This window comes from Streptomyces sp. NPDC055013 (genome assembly GCF_053608645.1).
Map to the genome: position 1 here is coordinate 195,176 of NZ_JBSGVW010000009.1, position 16,714 is coordinate 211,889.

14 protein-coding genes and 1 riboswitch are annotated in these 16,714 nt (G+C 71.5%); of the genes, 4 read left to right on the top strand and 10 right to left on the bottom strand.

All coding sequences use genetic code 11. The annotated features are described in order from the left end of the window. The first annotated feature begins 156 nt into the window (after positions 1 to 156). Both ACWGDB_RS14595 and ACWGDB_RS14600 read left to right on the top strand, forming a co-directional pair. Complete coding sequence (locus ACWGDB_RS14595; RefSeq protein WP_453822752.1) at positions 157 to 2,631, top strand: SpoIIE family protein phosphatase; 2,475 nt, start codon at positions 157 to 159, stop codon at positions 2,629 to 2,631. A gap of 154 nt (positions 2,632 to 2,785) precedes the next feature. After that, entirely contained in the window at positions 2,786 to 3,511 is a 726-nt protein-coding gene (locus tag ACWGDB_RS14600; protein WP_453822754.1) for a class I SAM-dependent methyltransferase, read from the top strand. A gap of 46 nt (positions 3,512 to 3,557) precedes the next feature. Here the strand turns inward: ACWGDB_RS14600 and ACWGDB_RS14605 are convergent, their stop codons facing one another. The 4 genes from ACWGDB_RS14605 to ACWGDB_RS14620 all read right to left on the bottom strand — a co-directional run bounded on the left by ACWGDB_RS14605 (position 3,558) and on the right by ACWGDB_RS14620 (position 8,670). Then, positions 3,558 to 6,113, bottom strand: a complete 2,556-nt coding sequence (locus ACWGDB_RS14605) for an immunoglobulin I-set domain protein (RefSeq protein WP_453822755.1) — start codon at positions 6,111 to 6,113, stop codon at positions 3,558 to 3,560. A 22-nt stretch (positions 6,114 to 6,135) separates the two neighbouring features. After that, entirely contained in the window at positions 6,136 to 6,675 is a 540-nt protein-coding gene (locus tag ACWGDB_RS14610; protein ID WP_453822756.1) for a hypothetical protein, read from the bottom strand. A gap of 167 nt (positions 6,676 to 6,842) precedes the next feature. Further along, on the bottom strand, positions 6,843 to 7,823 hold the full coding sequence (locus tag ACWGDB_RS14615; RefSeq protein ID WP_453822757.1) for an HtaA domain-containing protein: 981 nt from the start codon (positions 7,821 to 7,823) through the stop codon (positions 6,843 to 6,845). Between the two features lie 58 nt (positions 7,824 to 7,881). Then, complete coding sequence (locus ACWGDB_RS14620) at positions 7,882 to 8,670, bottom strand: hypothetical protein (protein ID WP_453822758.1); 789 nt, start codon at positions 8,668 to 8,670, stop codon at positions 7,882 to 7,884. An 84-nt stretch (positions 8,671 to 8,754) separates the two neighbouring features. Here ACWGDB_RS14620 and ACWGDB_RS14625 point away from each other — a divergent pair, with 84 nt between their 5' ends. Both ACWGDB_RS14625 and ACWGDB_RS14630 read left to right on the top strand, forming a co-directional pair. After that, positions 8,755 to 9,792 (top strand): heme/hemin ABC transporter substrate-binding protein, encoded by a 1,038-nt coding sequence (locus tag ACWGDB_RS14625; RefSeq protein WP_453822759.1) that lies wholly within the window; start codon positions 8,755 to 8,757, stop codon positions 9,790 to 9,792. A 181-nt stretch (positions 9,793 to 9,973) separates the two neighbouring features. Next, positions 9,974 to 11,767, top strand: a complete 1,794-nt coding sequence (locus ACWGDB_RS14630; protein ID WP_453822760.1) for an FAD-binding dehydrogenase — start codon at positions 9,974 to 9,976, stop codon at positions 11,765 to 11,767. 10 nt (positions 11,768 to 11,777) lie between these two features. Here the strand turns inward: ACWGDB_RS14630 and ACWGDB_RS14635 are convergent, their stop codons facing one another. The 6 genes from ACWGDB_RS14635 to ACWGDB_RS14660 all read right to left on the bottom strand — a co-directional run bounded on the left by ACWGDB_RS14635 (position 11,778) and on the right by ACWGDB_RS14660 (position 16,496). Beyond that, positions 11,778 to 12,194 carry a universal stress protein gene (locus tag ACWGDB_RS14635; RefSeq protein WP_453822761.1) on the bottom strand — a complete coding sequence of 139 codons (417 nt, stop codon included), beginning with the start codon at positions 12,192 to 12,194 and terminating at the stop codon, positions 11,778 to 11,780. A gap of 2 nt (positions 12,195 to 12,196) precedes the next feature. Then, on the bottom strand, positions 12,197 to 13,699 hold the full coding sequence (locus ACWGDB_RS14640; RefSeq protein WP_453822762.1) for an APC family permease: 1,503 nt from the start codon (positions 13,697 to 13,699) through the stop codon (positions 12,197 to 12,199). A 102-nt stretch (positions 13,700 to 13,801) separates the two neighbouring features. Beyond that, positions 13,802 to 14,644: an ATP-binding cassette domain-containing protein gene (locus ACWGDB_RS14645; protein WP_427839146.1), complete on the bottom strand. Its 843-nt coding sequence runs from the start codon at positions 14,642 to 14,644 to the stop codon at positions 13,802 to 13,804. Beyond that, entirely contained in the window at positions 14,641 to 15,390 is a 750-nt protein-coding gene (cbiQ, locus tag ACWGDB_RS14650; protein WP_453822763.1) for a cobalt ECF transporter T component CbiQ, read from the bottom strand. Before cbiQ ends, ACWGDB_RS14645 begins: the two co-directional genes overlap by 4 nt. A gap of 6 nt (positions 15,391 to 15,396) precedes the next feature. Beyond that, a complete protein-coding gene (locus tag ACWGDB_RS14655) occupies positions 15,397 to 15,777 on the bottom strand; it encodes an energy-coupling factor ABC transporter substrate-binding protein (RefSeq protein ID WP_453822764.1) in 381 nt (126 codons plus the stop codon). Between the two features lie 11 nt (positions 15,778 to 15,788). Continuing rightward, positions 15,789 to 16,496 (bottom strand): energy-coupling factor ABC transporter permease, encoded by a 708-nt coding sequence (locus ACWGDB_RS14660; RefSeq protein ID WP_453822765.1) that lies wholly within the window; start codon positions 16,494 to 16,496, stop codon positions 15,789 to 15,791. 30 nt (positions 16,497 to 16,526) lie between these two features. Further along, positions 16,527 to 16,712, bottom strand: a riboswitch (cobalamin riboswitch). Between the last annotated feature and the right edge of the window lie 2 nt (positions 16,713 to 16,714).

A 16,714-nucleotide genomic window follows, 5' to 3' on the forward strand; every position in this document is an offset into this window, starting at 1 on the left:
GGGGACGCGGCGAGGGTGGGCCTTTCGGCCCCTGCGCCGGCCGTCTTGATCTCGTCATATCAATTCCCGTATTGCCGCACATCACTTCGGCCCGGAGCCGTACGGTGGTGTGGGCGCGCAGATCTTGCGGAGCCGTGGGGAGAGAGGGCCTGGGCCATGGACCGTGGCACCGAAAGGGACGGCGCGGTGACGGAACACGCCGCGTCCGGACGGATCCCACTGGCCGTGGTCGTCGTCGACCGCGAGGGCCTCGTCTCGCACTGGAGCTCCGGCGCACGCCGTCTGTTCGGCGCCGCCAAGGAGGAGGCGATCGGACGCGCGGCCGTCGACCTGCTGCCCGTCTCCGGCGCGCTGCCCGAGGACGACGACGTCTCGCTGTACGGCGCCTACTCGGCCTACGACGGTCTCGGCCACGATCTTGAGACCTCCCTCGACGGGCGGCTGTACTACCCCGCCGCGGGACGCGCCCGCCTCACCGTGCCCGAGCGAAGCGAGATGGGGGTCCCCCCGCCCGAAGGGTGGGGGAGCGATCGAGTCGACGTCCTGTGGTGGGCCTACCCGCTGGTGGGACCCGGCCCGGAGCGGCTGCTCGTGCTGGGCGCCGACGTGGGCCGGCTCCAGCAGGAGGCCCAGGAAGAGGACACCGGCTACGAGCGCGTCGCACCCGCATTCGCCCTGCACACCGACTTCCCCGGCGCCGAGGAACTCGCCCGCGGGCTCCCCGAGATCCTGCCGAGCATGAGCGTCGAGGAGAGTGCCCGTATCGTCGGCCAGATCCTCGAACTCGGCTATCCGGTCCTGGAGTTCAGTCAGAACGACCGGGTTCCCGTCACCCCCGACTGGGGTGTGCCCCGGCGTGTCGAGCGCAGGGCGCGCCGCGAGCGGGCCGCCCGGGCCGCCGCTCAGGGCCTGCCGTTACCGCAGGAGTACACCGACGAGGCGGAGGACCTCGAGTACGCCGCCGTACGCGAACGTCTGGAGTTCCTCAACGAGGTCAGCGGCCGTATCGGCACCTCCCTCGACCTGTCACGGACCATTGTCGAGGTCAGCAAGGCCGTCGTGCCCCGCTTCACCGACGTAGCCGGCACCTATCTGCGCGAACAGGTCGTCGCCGGCGAGGGATTCCCCGAAGGCGTACCGGACACGACCACCATGTGGCACCGGGTCGCCCTCGAGCACACCGACGAACCCGGCCGCTGGGAGGACGTCGTGCCGGTCGGCGAGGCCATGCCCTTCCCGGCGCACACGCCGTTCTTCCAGTGCATGACCTCCGGCGACCCCGTGCTCGTGCCGCGCATCAGCGAGCAGCTGGGGCACGCCATCGCCTCGCAGTTCGAGAAGCGGGACATCCGGCCGCTCATCACGGGCCGCTCCATGCTGGTCGTGCCGCTCAAGGCCCGCGACGTGGTGCTGGGCTTCATGATCCTGCTGCGCCACCCCGAGCGCGTCGAGTTCAACGACATGGACCGGGTCACCGGCGCCGAACTCGCCGCCCGCGCGGGCCTCGTGCTCGACAACGCGCGCATGTACACGTACCAGGAGAGCGTCGCCGAGACCCTCCAGGACAGCATGCTGCCGCACATCCCGCCGCGCATGGCGGGCTGCGACATCGCCACCCGCTATCTGCCGGGCACCCTCCTCGGCCGGGTCGGCGGCGACTGGTTCGACTCCGTCAAACTGCCCGGCGCCCGCACCGCCCTGGTCGTCGGCGACGTCATGGGGCACGGCCTCAACTCGGCGGCCATGATGGGCCAGTTGCGTACGGCCGTGCAGACCATGGCCGCTCTCGATCTGCCGCCCGCCCAGCTGCTGCGCAACCTCGACGACCTCGCCCAGCGCCTCGGCGACACCTACCTCGCGACCTGCCTGTACGCCGTCTACGACCCGATCGCCGGCGAGCTCCACATCGCCAACGCCGGCCACATCCCGCCCGTCCTGGTCCGCGCCGACAACGGGCACAGCGAGCTGCTCGACCTGCCCACGGGCGCGCCGATCGGCGTCGGAGGGGTGCCCTTCGAGGCGGTACGCGTGCGCGTGCGGCCCGGCGACCGGATCGTGATGTGCACCGACGGACTGGTCGAGGTGCGCGGTGAAGACATCGGTGTCGGGCTCGCGACGCTGTGCGAGTCCGCCGCTCACCCGGCCGCGTCCATGGACGACGCCTGCGACACGATCATCCGCGCCCTCAACACACGCGGCGGCCGCAAGGACGACGTCGCCCTGCTGATGGCCCGCCTCAACGGCATCGAGCCCGAGGACGTCGCCGAATGGCGGCTCGTCCTCGACCCGGCGGAGGTCGGCCGGGCCCGCGCCGTCGTCCGTGAACAGCTGCACGACTGGGGCCTGTCGCGCCTCGCCGACAGCGCCGAGCTGCTGGTCAGCGAGCTCGTCACCAACGCCGTACGGCACTCCCACAGCCGCCCCGTCGAGCTGCGGCTCGTGCGCGGTGAGACGCTGCTGTGCGAGGTGGACGACGACGACCATGAACTGCCGACCCTGCTCAACGCCGGTCCGGAGGACGAGACCGGACGCGGGCTGCGTGTGGTGAGCGTGCTCGCCCGCGAGTGGGGCACCAGCCGCACGAGCGCCGGAAAGGCCGTCTGGTTCGAACTCACACTCCCGCGACGCTGACCCTCGTGCCCCCGCGGGCGCACGACGGCGCACGAGTCTCGAATGCGGAGTGAAGGAATGCGCCACGCGCTTGTAGCCGTCACCGGGCCGCGATAGACCGTACTCGCCCGTCACTTGACGACGGGTCGGCGTCGCAACCTGGGGAGCTGGGCAGATGAGCGTGACGAGTCGATACCGTCAGGCCTGGGAGGGCTTCTGGCGTGAAGCGAGCGATGAACAGGGCGCGGTGTTCTGGGATGCCGAGCCTGCCCTGACCGCCGGCCGCCACCTGGCCCTCTTCGAGGCGCACCTGACCGATCCGGGCCTGCCGCTGGTGGACCTGGGCTGTGGCAACGGCACTCAGACGCGTTTCCTCGCCGAACGCTTCCCGCGCGTCCTCGGCGTCGAGCTGTCCGCCGCCGCTCTGGACCACGCCCGGCGGGCCGACCCCGCCGGGCAGGCGACGTACCGGCTGTTCGACGCGGTGGAGAAGGCCGAGGCCGAGACGCTGCACGCGGAACTCGGCGACGCCAACATCTACATGCGGGGCGTGCTGCATCAGGCCGAGCCCGACGACCGGCAGCTGATGGTGAACGGGATCGCCACGCTGGTCGGTGAGCGCGGCCGGGCCTTCCTCGTCGAACTCTCCGAGTCCGCGAAGCCGGTCCTCATGGGCCTCGCGCAGAGTCCGTCCGGCCCGCCGCCCAAGCTCGCGCCGATCTTCCGGCACGGCATCGCCCCCGGCGAGGTCGCCGACGCCTCCGTGCCCGAGTATCTGCGCGCGGCCGGCCTCAGCGTCCTCGCGAGCGGCGAACTGCCGCTGATCACCACGGAGTACGGGACCGACGGCGCGCGGATCGAGCTGCCGTCGAAGTGGGTGGTGGCGGGCCGGACGGTGTGACGGCTCTGCCTGCGGGCGGGGCACGGTGACCCCGCCCGCCATGTCGTCAGGCGGCCTTGCGGCCCTTGCGACAAGCCGCCCAGCCGGCGGCGAGCAGCGCGGCCGCGAGCGCGGCGACGGAGAGCACGTTCACGCCGGTCGAGGCGAGGCTGCCGCCCGCGGTCGAGGTGCCGGTGCCGCCGGAACCGCCGCCCGTGGTGGACGTCGTACCCGTGCCGTCGCCGGTGCCGCCGCCCGTCGTGCTCGTGCCGGAGCCGCCGTTCCCGCCCGTGCCGCCGGTGTCGTCGTCGGTGTCCACCGGGTCCTGCCCGACGAAGCCGACCGGGACCCTCACGTCCTGGGAGCGGTCGCCGGAGAGGGTGTGGTCGTTGCGGGTGGCCAGGACGCAGGTGGCCTTGAAGCAGTCGGTGTACTCGTCCTCGGCGTCGACGGTCAGCTCGACCTCGAAGGTGCCGCCCGCTCCGTACGGGATCGCCAGGTCCTCGCCGTAGTCCGGCGGGTCGGAGGAGATCCATGCGGAGGAGTGCGAGCCGCCGGTCATGTCGACGCCGCCGATGCAGGGCGTGGGCAGTTCGCCGTCGCCGTTGTCGACGCACAGGGCGACGTAGATGCCCTTCCTCGGGTCGTATCCGGATCCGGTGACCTTCAGGGTCTGGTTCTCGGTGGCGAGGTTGTTGACCGGGGTGACGGTGAGCTTCTGGCCGTTGGGGCCGGTGACGGTGCTGGTGCCGGAGGGCTTTGTGTTCCCGTCACCGTCGTTGCCCCCGTCGCCTCCGTCGCCCCCGTCGTCGGGCTCCGTGACCGTGAGGGTGATCGGTGAAGTGCGGGTGGTGCCGGCCGGGTTGGTGAACTCGGCGCGGTAGCGGTAGCCGCCCTGCGCGGCTTTCGCGGTGAAGGAGTACGCGTTCCGGGTCGCGCTCTCGACCGCCGACCAGGTCTGGCCGCCGTCCGGGCTGACCTGCCAGCGGACGGTGGGCTCCGGGGCACCCTCGGCGCCGGCGACGAAGGTGACCTTGTCGCCGGGCGCGACGGACTGGTCGGTGGGGGACTGCACGACCTTCGGGGAGACCCGGCGGTCGAGCTTGACGACCTTGCTCTCGGCCTGGTTCGTGACGTAGACGGACGTGGCGCCGGGGGTTACGGCTACGCCCGCGTAGGCGCCGGCGCGGCTGCCGGGCAGGGCGACGGGCTCGGCCGCCTGCTCGGCGGTGGCGCTGTCGTGGATCTCCAGGGCGCCGACGTTGTCCGCGCCGTCCTCGGCGGTGCCCCAGTCCTCGCGCAGGACGTAGGCCTCACCGGCTGTCCTGTCGAAGGCCATGGCCGTGGCCCGGTCCTTGCCGGTCAGCTTGGCCAGGGGCTTGCCGTCCTTGTCGAGGACGAGCACGTCGTACGAGCTGCCCACCCACACATTGCCGGTCGCCGGGTCCGTCTCGACGAAGTACACGGCGGCTGCCGGGAGTTCGACGGTGGCGGTGACCGCGAGGGTGCCGGTGTCGATGCGGTACAGCTTTCCGCCCGCGGAGTCGGCCGACCAGGCGGTGCCGCGCGCGGCGTCCACCCCGAGGATGCCGCCGCCCTCCAGGGTGGCCGTCTTCCTGATCTTGCCGGTGGCGGTCTCGACCTCGGAGAGGACGGCGCCCTGGGCGACGAGTGTCGTGGTCGCCTCGGTCCCGGGGCCGACGCCGGTGACCGGGCCGCCGGTCAGCCAGACGCCCTTCGCGGCCGTGTCGCCGTCCTTCGCGGTGCCGATGCCACGCAGCGGGTAGTGGAAGACGACGCCGTCGCCGGCCAGCGGGGCGGCGACCCAGCGGACCACACGGGCCGCGAGCGCGCCGGTGGAGCCGGGGGCCTGCTGGACGTGGCTGAGGAGCTTGCCGTCCTTCGGGTCGAGGGCGTAGAGGCCCTGCTCGGCGATGTCCGCGGTGTCGGGGATGTTGTCCGAACCGACGTACAGCTTCCCGGAGTCGGGGTGCAGCAGCAGGTCCAGTGGCCGGCCCGCGGTGGTGAACTCGGCCGCCCGTACGTAGCCGACGGTGCCCGGCGGCACGTCCACACCGTCTCCGCCGTCGCCCCCGTCTCCGGGGTCCTGGCCCTCGAAGGTGACGGGGATGCGGACGTCCTGGGAGCGGTCGCCGGGGTTGCGGTGGTCGACGCGGGTGACGACGGAGCAGGTGACCCTGGTGCAGTCGAGGCTCGCGTCCTTGGCCTTGACGCCGATCTCGACGTCGAAGGTGCCGCCCTCGCCCCACGTCACGGCCAGGTCTCCCGCGTACTCGTCACCCTCGGGGACGATCCACTGCGAGGAACTGCCGGTGCCCGTCTGGTCGGCGCCGCCGAGGCACGGGCTGGGGACGCGGTTGTCTCCGTTGTCCTTGCACAGGGCGACGTAGACGGCCTTGGCCGCGTCGTAGCCGGTGCCGGTGACGCGGAGCGTCTCGCCGTCCGGGTCGATGCCCGCGGAGGCGGAGACGGTGAGTTTCTGGCCGTCCTTGCCGAGAGCGGTCCTCGGGGTGTCGGAGGCCTGTGCGGCGGAGCCGATCGTGATGGCCGTGGCCACGAGCGCGGCGGCGCCCAGGAGCGCCGCCGGTCGTCTGTGCTGCATGGGGGTTCCTCCCGTCACACCGTCACTGGAAGGTGATCGGGACGTGGACGTCGTACTTGCGGTCCGCGCTGTCGAAGTGGTCCGCGCGTGTCACGACGGCGCACTCGACGTCCTCGCCGCAGACGCTGCCGTCGTCGAGCGTGGCCTTCACGAAGATCTGCACACTGAAGGTGCCGCCCGCGCCGAACTTGGAGCTGTTGGCGAACATGCCGCCGAAGGTGTTGTTGACCCAGTGCGAGGCGCCGGTGGAGCCGCTCTCGTCCTGGCCGCCCAGACACGGGGTGGGCTTGTTCGCGCCCTGCGCCCCGTCGACCACGCACAGGCTGACGTAGACGCCCTGGCCGGTGTTGTAGCCGGAGCCGGAGACGGTGATGACCTGGCCCGCGGCGGCGGCCGTGCCGGGCGCGGTGAGCGACAGGTTGTACGTCGTGCCGCCGTCGGTGACCGTGCGGGTCGAGGTGGCGGCGGAGGCCGAGCCGGCGAGGCCCAGAGTCAGGGCGGCGGAGGCGGCTACGGCGAGCGTGGCGCGGGCGGCGGTACGGGCGGAGGGAACGGGTCTCATGGTCGGCTGTGGGCCCTTCTCGGTGCGGGTGCCTCGGTGTGAGCGAGGAACCCATCGCTTGGTTAGGTAAGGCAAACCTAAGTACTAACGCGGTTTGTTTGTCAACGGGGGCCGCCACCCCAACTGGCGCTGTAAGCAAGGGATTTGGGCAAATGATGTGGGCAGACCTACGAGGCCACCCGCACACCGAACTCCACAACGGCCCTGTGCTTCCCGGTGACCGTGGAGAGCTCGACCGTGTGGGCGCCCTCGGTGGCCGTGGCGTACACGGGGAACGTCCGGGCGATCCGCCCCGTCCCGTCGGCCACCGCCTGGTACCGGGTGTCCTCGTCGATCGCCACGAGGACGACCTCGCCCGGCTCGAACCCGGCGCCGGTGACGTGCTGTTCGGTTCCCGCGGTGAGCTCGGGGTGGCTGACGGTGGCCGTGGGCGCCGCCGGTCGCGTGGGGTCGCCCGTCGCCGGGTTCTCCTCTTGTTGCTCCCCCTGTTTCTCCTCCGACTGTTTCTCCTCCGAGGGGTACGGCGTCGGAGTCGGCGTCGGCTGCGGTGTCTCCCCGCCCTCCTGCGCGCCCGCGGTGCCCACCGTCACGTCCAGCACGCCCAGCGCGTCGCCCGCCGCGAACCGGACGCCGCTCCATTCGGCCAGCAGGGCCGCCCCGTCCGGCGTGAGCGACGCGCGCAGCCCGGTCCAGGTCACGCCGCTTGCCCGTACGACGGGTTCGGCGCCGGTCGTGAGGTCGGCGAGGGCTAGCTCGCGCGCCTCGCCCCGCAGTGCCGTGCGCGCGGAGAGGGTGCCGGTGTCGCCGGCCAGGTCCAGTCGCAGTCCGGCGAGGGTCAATGACGGTGCGGCGCCGGTGAGTCGGGCGGTGCCGCCCAGGTCGATCGCCGCGTCCGCGCCGTCGGGGTCGGTGCCACCACCGGTGGCGGGGAACCAGGCGCGCTCCGGACCTCCCCGTACGGCGGGTTCGGCCACGTCGAGCCGCACGCCCAGGTCGGCCAGTTCGGCGGCGGCGGTGCTCCAGCTCGCGTAGCCGCCGGAGACCGTGCGGGCGGCCACGTCTCCGTCCTGTGCAGTCGCCGCGCCCGGGCACAGTAATGCGAGCAGGGCGCCGCCTGTCACGGCGACGGCGCCGGGTCTCCTGGCCATCGTCAAGTCCCCTTCTGAAGTGTGCGGTTGAGGGTTGGAGCGGGCCGGCGAGTGGGACTCAGCCCGCGTTCGCCGCCCGCCGCCTGCGTGCCCAGAGCCACGCGCCCGTACCGGCCGCGACCAGGCCCGCCGCCGTCACCCCGGCCGTCAGGGCGACGGAACCGGTGCTCGCGAGCGGCCCGTCGCTCGCCTTCTCATCACCGCCGCCGTCACTCGAACTGCCCGAACCACCGCCGGTCGTGCTCGCGCCGGCCGTCGCGGTCGGTGTCGCCGGGGCGCCGTCGCCGCTCGGCGCGCCCCCGCCGGTGCCGCCGAAGGTCACCGGGATCCGGACCGTCTGGCTCTGGTCACCGCCCCGGGTGTGGTCGTTGCGGGTGATGACCGCGCATTTCACGCCGGACTTCGTGCAGTCGGTGTTCGCGTCCTTGGCGCGCACGGTGAGCCGCACGCTGAACGAGCCCTTGTGGCCGCTGCCTTCGTACGGTTTCGCCAACCCCTCGCCGTACGACGGCGGGTTGGAGGAGACCCACACGGACGCCCCGGACTCGCCGGACATGTCCACTCCGCCCACGCAGGGCGTGGGGGTCTTCCCGGCGCCGTTGTCCACGCAGAAGGCGACGTAGATGCCCTTCTCGGTGTTGTAGCCGGAGCCCGTCACGGTCACCGTCTCGCCGTCCGGGGACAGACCGGAGGACTTGGAGACGGTGAGCTTCTGACCCTCGGGGCCCGTCGCCGAGCCGCCCGCCGCAGAGGCCGGCACGGCGGTCTGAAGCAGCAGGACGGTCGCGCCCGTCAATCCGAGGATCGGTCCAACTCCCTTGCGGTGCAGGCGAATTGCCCACGCCATGGAACACCCCCACCAGTGATAACTAAGGGAAGCCTAACCTAAACTACTGCTCAACTGTGTGCCAGAAGAGAGGAAAGGAAACCCATGCGCGCATCCCGGAGACGCCTCGCCGCCCTCGGTCTGACGCTGGCCCTGCTGACGGGTGCCTGTGGTGGGAGTGGGGGAGCGTCGGGCGGTTCCGATCCGTCCGCTGCCTCCGAGGCCTCAGTGGGTGAGCGCGCCGTTGCGGCCGAGCGGCAGCTCGCGAGGAACACCCTCGTTCCCCTCGAAGGCGAGCCGCCCACGCCCGAGTTGCCGGTCACCGTCGACTCCTCGGACGGGCGCGAGGTGACCGTCGAGGACGCCTCGCGGATCCTGCCGCTCAACGGCGGCGTCGCGGAGATCGTGTTCACGCTGGGTCTCGGTGACCGGGTCGTCGGCCGGGACATCACCGCCACCTTCGCGGAGGCGAAGCGGCTCCCGCAGGTCACCAAGGCGCACGATGTCAGCGCTGAGAGCGTGCTGTCGCTGCGGCCCACGGTCGTGCTGGCCGACACCGACACGGGTCCGAAGGAGGCCATCGACCAGATCCGCGACGCCGGCGTCCCGGTCGTCGTACTCGACCCGGCCGACGAACTCGCCGACGTCACCACACGGACCACCCGCATCGCCGAGGCCCTCGGTGTGCCCGGGGCCGGCAAGGCCCTCGATGAGCGCATGCGCGGCGAACTCGCCGCGGCACGCGCCACCGTGCCCGAGGGCAGCAGGCCCAAGGTCGCCTTCCTCTACCTGCGCGGCAGCGCCGCCGTCTATCTGATCGGCGGAAAGGGTTCGGGCGCCGACTCGCTGATCGAGGCCGCGGGGGCGGTGGATGCGGGCAAGGAGGCGGGCCTGGACAAGCCGTTCACGCCGATCACCAGTGAGGCGCTGGTGCGGGCTCAGCCCGATGTGATCCTCATGATGACCAAGGGTTTGGAGTCCGTGGGCGGTGTCGACGGCCTGGTGAAGATCCCCGGGATCGGCGAGACGCCGGCGGGGATGGACCGGCGGGTCGTGGACATGGAGGACGGGGTGCTGCTGGGGTACGGGCCCCGGACGCCGCTGGTGATCGACATCCTCGTGGATCGCATCCATCGGGATTGACGGCGGGGGGAGCCGGGGGCGTGAGAGGGCGGGGACTCGGCGACTTGAAAACATGAGAAAAGTTCACGGTTGCAGCATCTGGCGACCTCGACACCCCCTGGGCTACCGTCGGTAACACCCGCTCTCGCAGCGGCCTCTCGTGTGTCTCCCGCCCCTTGCGCAGCTCCCCGGAAGGCAGCCCATGGAGAACTCGTCAACCCCTGCCGCGATCACCCGCCGCCGTGCCCTCACCGTCGCCGGCGGCGTGCTCGCCGGTGCCGCCCTCGCGCAGGCCACGTTCCCGGCCTTCGCGGCCTCGGCCGGCTCGTCGGACGCGGACGCCATCGTGGTCGGCCACGGCCTCGCCGGACTGGTCGCCACGGCCGAACTGGCGGCGGCGGGACGCAAGGTGCTGCTCCTGGACCAGGAGCCGGAGGCCAGTCTCGGCGGGCAGGCGTTCTGGTCCTTCGGCGGACTCTTCCTCGTCGACTCCGCCGAGCAGCGGCTGATGGGCATCAAGGACTCGCACGAGCTGGCCTGGCAGGACTGGCTGGGCACGGCAGGCTTCGACCGCGGGATCCTGGACCCGTCGGGCCAGGACCACTGGGCCTACAAGTGGGCCGAGGCGTATGTGGACTTCGCCTCCGAGGAGAAGCGGTCCTGGCTGGCCGGGCTCGGCATGCAGTGGTTCCCGATCGTCGGCTGGGCCGAGCGCGGCGGCGGCCTCGCGGACGGGCACGGCAACTCGGTCCCGCGCTTCCATGTCACGTGGGGCACCGGACCGGCCGTGGTCGAGCCGTTCGAGAAGAAGGTCCGGGCGGCCGTGAAGGACGGGCTCGTGACCTTCAAGTTCCGCCACAGAGTCGACGAGTTGATCGTCACGGGCGGTGCCGTCACCGGCGTACGCGGCGCCGTCCTGGAGCCGAGCAGCGCCGGGCGCGGCAAGCCCAGCTCCCGTACCGTCGTCGGCGACTTCGAGCTGAACGCCCCCGTCGTGATCGTCACCTCCGGCGGCATCGGCGCCAACCACGACCTGGTGCGCAAGAACTGGCCCGCCCGGCTCGGCACCCCACCCAAGTCCATGATCACCGGCGTGCCCGCGCACGTGGACGGCAGAATGCTGGCGATCACCGAGAAGGCGGGCGGACGGATCGTCAACCCCGACCGGATGTGGCACTACACGGAGGGCCTGAAGAACTACGACCCGATCTGGCCCGGCCACGGCATCCGCATCCTGCCCGGCCCGTCCTCCATGTGGTTCGACGCCGAGGGCAAGCGCTTCTCCAGCCCCGACATCCCGGGCTACGACACCCTGCACACCCTCAAGTCGATCAGTGACAGCGGCTACGACTACTCCTGGTTCGTCACGACCCAGAAGATCATCGCGAAGGAGTTCGCGCTCTCCGGCTCCGAGCAGAACCCGGATCTGACGGAGAAGAACATCTGGATGCTGCTGTCCCGCATCTGGCAGACGCCGGAGCCGATCGAGCGGTTCAAGGAGAAGGGCGAGGACTTCGTCGTCGCCAAGACCCTGCCCGAACTCGTCACGGGCATGAACAAGCTGACCGGCGACAACCTCATCGAACTCGCGGACCTCAAGCGGCAGATCGAGGCCCGCGACCGCGAGATCGACAACCCCTACACCAAGGACGTCCAGGTCATGGGCATCCGCAACGCGCTCGCCTACCCGGGTGACACGCTCAGCCGGACCGCGTCCGCCCACAAGATCCTGGACACGAGCGCCGGCCCCCTGATCGCCGTGCGCCTCAACATCCTCACCCGCAAGACCCTCGGCGGCCTCCAGACCGACCTCTCCGGCCGCGTCCTGGACGCCTCCGGCACCCCGATCTCCGGTCTGTACGCGGCCGGAGAGGTGGCCGGCTTCGGCGGAGGCGGGGTCCACGGCTACCGCTCCCTGGAAGGCACCTTCCTCGGCGGCTGCCTGTTCTCGGGCCGGGTGGCGGGCAAGGCCGCGGCAGCGGCCACCGCGACCTGAACCCGGTGGGTCACGGTTCGGTGGGCACACACAGGACCGGCGTACGGGACAGATGCAGCAGTTTGTGGGGTGTGGAGCCCAGCAGGGCCCCGCGCAACGGGCTCTCACCCCAGCTGCCGACCACGATGAACCTCGCCCCATGGCGCGTCGCGGCCTCGATCAGCGCCTCGGCCGGCTTCTGGTCGATGACCTCCACGGTGGTCGGCACACCGGCCTCGTCGGCCACTCCGACGGCGTGCGAGAGCGCGGTGCGCCCGGCCTCCTGGACGGCGTCGCGGTGCGCGGTGTACTCCTCACCGAGGGCGCCGGGCGCCGCGGCGCCGTAGACCAGCACGAGCGGCTCGCCGAACGCGGCCGACACCTCGATGGCGACGTGCAGTGCGCGGACGGCGCCCGGGGACTCGTCGTATCCGAGAACGACCGACATCTTCAGTGCTCCTTGTCGCCGTGCACGAGATCGGGGTCGGCCACCTCGGGGCGTTCCGCCCAGAAGGTGGGGGCCATCAGACGCCACACGACCATGAGGAGCACACCCGCGAGGAAGATGCCGATGCCGATGACCAGCGGCGGGCCGAGGCCGAACCAGGAGACGCCGCTGTAGGAGTTCTCGGGATCGGCCATGTCGCCGATCGACTCGACGAGCAGCCAGACCAGCAGTCCGGCACCGACCACCGGGCCGAGCCCGATGAGCAGGAAGTTGTGCACGCTCTCGGTGAGATGGCGGCGGTAGTAGACGGCGCAGGCGATGCCCGTGAGCGCGTAGTAGAACGCGATCAGCAGGGACAGCGCGGTCAGCGAGTCGAACAGGGCGTTCTCGCTGATCTGACGCACGACCAGATACCAGGCGATGGCGATGCCGGCCACCCACCACGTGCTCACGTCGGGAGTGCGGAAGCGCGGGCTGATGTGCCCGTAGTGGGACGGCAGCGCGCGCCGGCGGGCCATGGACAGCGCCGTGCGCGAGGCCGGGATGATCGTCGTCTGCGTCGAGGCCAGCCCGGAGGTGGAGACCGCCAGCAGCACCACCCAGTCCCAGCCGCCCATCGCCTCGTCGGCGAGGATGGCGAAGATGAACTCCTCCTCCGCGGCGTTCTCGGACAGGAACGCCGGCCCGGCGTAGGCGACGACCGCGTAGGCGACCGCCACATAAGTGACCAGCAGGATGACCGTCGACCACACGGCCGCCTTGCCCGGAGCGGTGGCGGAGTCCTCGACCTCCTCGGTGAGATTGACCGCCGACTCCCAGCCCCAGTAGATGAACACGCCCAGCAGCAGGCCCGCAGTCAGACCGGCGCCGCCCGCCCCGAAGGGATCGAGCCAGCCGAACGCCGGGTCGACGGAGTCGAGGGTGCCGGTGTCGGCGTAGACCCGGTAGAGCGCCACCACGGCGAACGCGATCAGACAGGCGACCTGCGCCAGGATGAGGACGTTCTGCACCCGGGCCGACACCTCGGTGCCGATGACACACACGGCCGTCATCACGATGATGAGCAGCACCGTGAGCAACTGGCGCACGAACTCGTTCTCGGCCCAGCTGTCGAGACCGAAGGCCAGCAGGGCGAACGTCACCGCCACGTCCGCCAGCGAGCCGATCACCAGGACACCGGTCATCGTGATGGCCCAGCCGCCGAGCCAGCCCGCCCACGGGCCCATCGCCCGGGTGACCCACGAGAAGGTCGTCCCGCAGTCCTGGTCGACCCTGTTGAGGTAGTAGAACGCCGAGGCGATCAGCAGCATCGGGACGAACGACGCGAGCATGACGCCGGGGGCGTAGACACCCACGAGCGCCACGACCGGGCCGATGGCCGCGGCCAGCGAGTACGCGGGCGAGGTGGCGTTCAGCCCGATGACGAGGGCGTCGACGAATCCGATCGCATTGGGCTTCAAGCCCGCGGACTGCGGCGGGCCCGCGTCCGCGATGTCGTTGGCCATGCTCCCTCACTCCCGTTGTCGTGAATCCATACAACAGGGAGCTGCGAAACATTCAAGACATTGATGCCCTTGGTGGGCATATATGTCGTGCCGGGGCGGCCGCTACTCCGGTGCCGGGACGAGCGCCGCCAGGTCGTCCGGGGTGCGCGGGCCTGCGGACGTGTCGCTCAACAGGCCCTGCGACCGCAGAAACTGGGCCGCCGCGACACCCCACGGCAGCCGCAGACCGGCCTGCTGGAGGAGGTCGGTGCGGGCCAGCATCACCGGTGCCGGCCCGGTGCGCGCGCCGGACGGGGTGAGGAGCGCCGCGTCGTCGGCCCAGCGCAGGGCGAGGTCGACGTCGTGGGTGGCCATGACCACCGTGGTGCCGCTCGCGCGCAGCCCGTCGAGGGTGGCGAGCAGACGTTCCTGGCCGTCCGGATCGAGCCCGGCGGTCGGCTCGTCCAGGATCAGCACCCGCGGCCGCATCGCCACCGCGCCGGCGATGGCCGTGCGCTTGCGCTGCCCGTACGACAGCAGATGCGTGGGCCGGTCGGCGAGCGCGCCGATGTCCAGTGCGGCGAGCGCCTCGTCGACCCGCACCCGCACCTCGGGGTCGGACAGGCCGAGGTTCAGCGGGCCGAAGGAGACGTCCTGGGCGACGGACGCGGCGAAGAGCTGGTCGTCCGGGTCCTGCACCACCAACTGGACGGTCGTCCGCAGCCGGGTCAGCCCCTTGCGGTCGTACGTGACCGGCGTGCCCTGCACCGTCAACCGGCCGTCGTGCGGCCTGAGCCCGCCGCTGAGCAGCCGCATCAGCGTGGTCTTGCCGCTGCCGTTGCGGCCCAGCAGCGCCAGCGCGCGCCCCTCGCGCACGTCGAAGTCGAGGCCGCTGAGCACGACGGGGCCGTCCTCGTAGGCGTAGGACGCGCCCCGCAGGGCGACCAGGGCGGTGGGCTCGCTCATGGCAGGGCCTTCTCCAGTACGAGGGTGAGGGCGGCCAGCGCCGCGAGGAGGGCGCAACTCGCGGCCGTGAAGCGGACGGACACGCGGGCCTCGGGCACCAGGACACGCAGGGTGCCGTCGTAGCCGCGCCCGGCGAGCCCGGCCTGGAGCCGGGTGGCCCGGTCGAAGGCCCGTACAAAGGCGGTGGCGCCGAGGCCGGCCAGGGAACGCCACTCCGCGGCCCGGCTCGTGTGCCCCAGCCGGGCGGCCTGGGCGTCCCGGATGCGGCGCACGGAGTCCAGGAGCAGGAAGCTCATGCGGTACGTCACGAGGGCGACGTCCACGACGGGTGCGGGCACCCCCGCCTTGACCAGGCGGGGCAGCAGGTCGGACATGGGGGTGGTGAAGGCGAACAACAAGACCCCGAGGGAAGCCGCCGAGGTGCGCAGCAGCAGTTCCCCGGCCCGCAGCGGACCGTCGTCCGCGAGGGACACGAAGCCCTCCGGCCCGCCCACCTGGACGAGCAGGGTGACCGCGCCGGTCACGCAGAAGCCCAGCGGCACGCGATACGCACGCCACAGCCGCCGGCCCGGCACGCCCGCCGGTCCCAGCAGCACCACGAGGGACGTCAGGAGCACCAGGGCGGCGCCCGGCCAGGGCGGCAGCGAGATCGCGAGCACGGTGAGACCCAGCCCGAGGACGGCCTTGTCCACCGGATGACGGCGGCGCCAGCGACTGCTGTGCGCCGCCGCGTCGATCGGCAGCACGAGGGATCAGGCCCTTTCGGCCGTGGACTCCTCGGCGGTCGCGGTGCCGGCGGACGCGCTCTCGGCGTCCCCCGACCGCTCCAGCGCTCGCTGCTCGCCCTGCCGCCTGCCGCGGTGCACGCCGAAGTAGTAGGCGAGGACACCGGCGCCGAGGGCGGCCTGAAGGGCGAACAGTGCCGACTCGATCTCACCGGACGGCGGCTCGTACAGCGGCGAGAACCAGGGCTCGTAGTCCGGCTTGATCTCGGTGATCGCGGTCTCCGCCTCGGCGTCGGCGCCCGCGAAGGGCTCCTCCTTGTGGTCGCCGAGGCCGAAAGCGAGCGGCAGGACCGCGAGCGCGGCCACGACGAGCAGCAGCAGGCCGTTGATCTTCGTGTTCTTGCTCATCGGACGCCTGCTCATCGGGCCACCGCCTCGGTCTCGGTCTCGGTCCGGGACTGCTTCTTGGTGAGGAGCACGCCCAGCCGGGTCAGCTCGCCCTTGCTGGACTGCACCAGCAGCCGCATCACGAGCACCGTGAGCAGTCCCTCGCTCACCGCGAGGGGGATCTGGGTGACGGCGAAGATGGAGCCGAACTTGCCGAGTGCGCCGAGGAATCCGCTGCTCGGGTCGGGGAACGCGAGCGCCAGCTGGACGCTGGTGACGCAGTAGGTGGACAGGTCGGCGACGAACGCCCCGAAGAACACCGCCACCATCAGCGGCACGTCGTAGCGGCGCAGCAGTTTGTAGATCGCGTATCCGGCCCAGGGGCCGACGATCGCCATCGAGAAGACGTTGGCGCCGAGCGTGGTCAGGCCGCCGTGCGCGAGCAGCAGCGCCTGGAAGAGCAGCGTGATGGTGCCGAGGACCGCCATGATCGGTGGCCGGAAGAGAATGGCGCCCAGCCCGGTCCCGGTGGGATGCGAGCAGCTCCCGGTCACCGAGGGCAGCTTCAGTGCGGACAGGACGAACGTGAAGGCTCCGGAGGCGCCGAGCAGCAGCGTGCTCTCGGGGTGCTCCCTGACCTCACGGGTGAGCGAACGGACTCCGTGGACGACGAACGGAGCGGACGCGACGCCCCAGGCGACCGCGTGCGCCGGCGGGAGGAAACCCTCGGCTATGTGCATGGCTCAGCAGACCCTCTCCAGCACCTCGTGGATGGTTGACGTGCCTTGACCGGTCTCCTGGCTGACGGGTACCACCGCCCGTGCTCCGCCTTCCCGGGTCCCGAAGGACCCAGTGGCTGCCCGTGAGGGCCGGAGCCGGACTTCCCGATTCACAGTGGCGAGGGCCGCACCGGCATCACACCGGATTTCCCGTTCACCAAGGCGTGGTGACAGTAGTG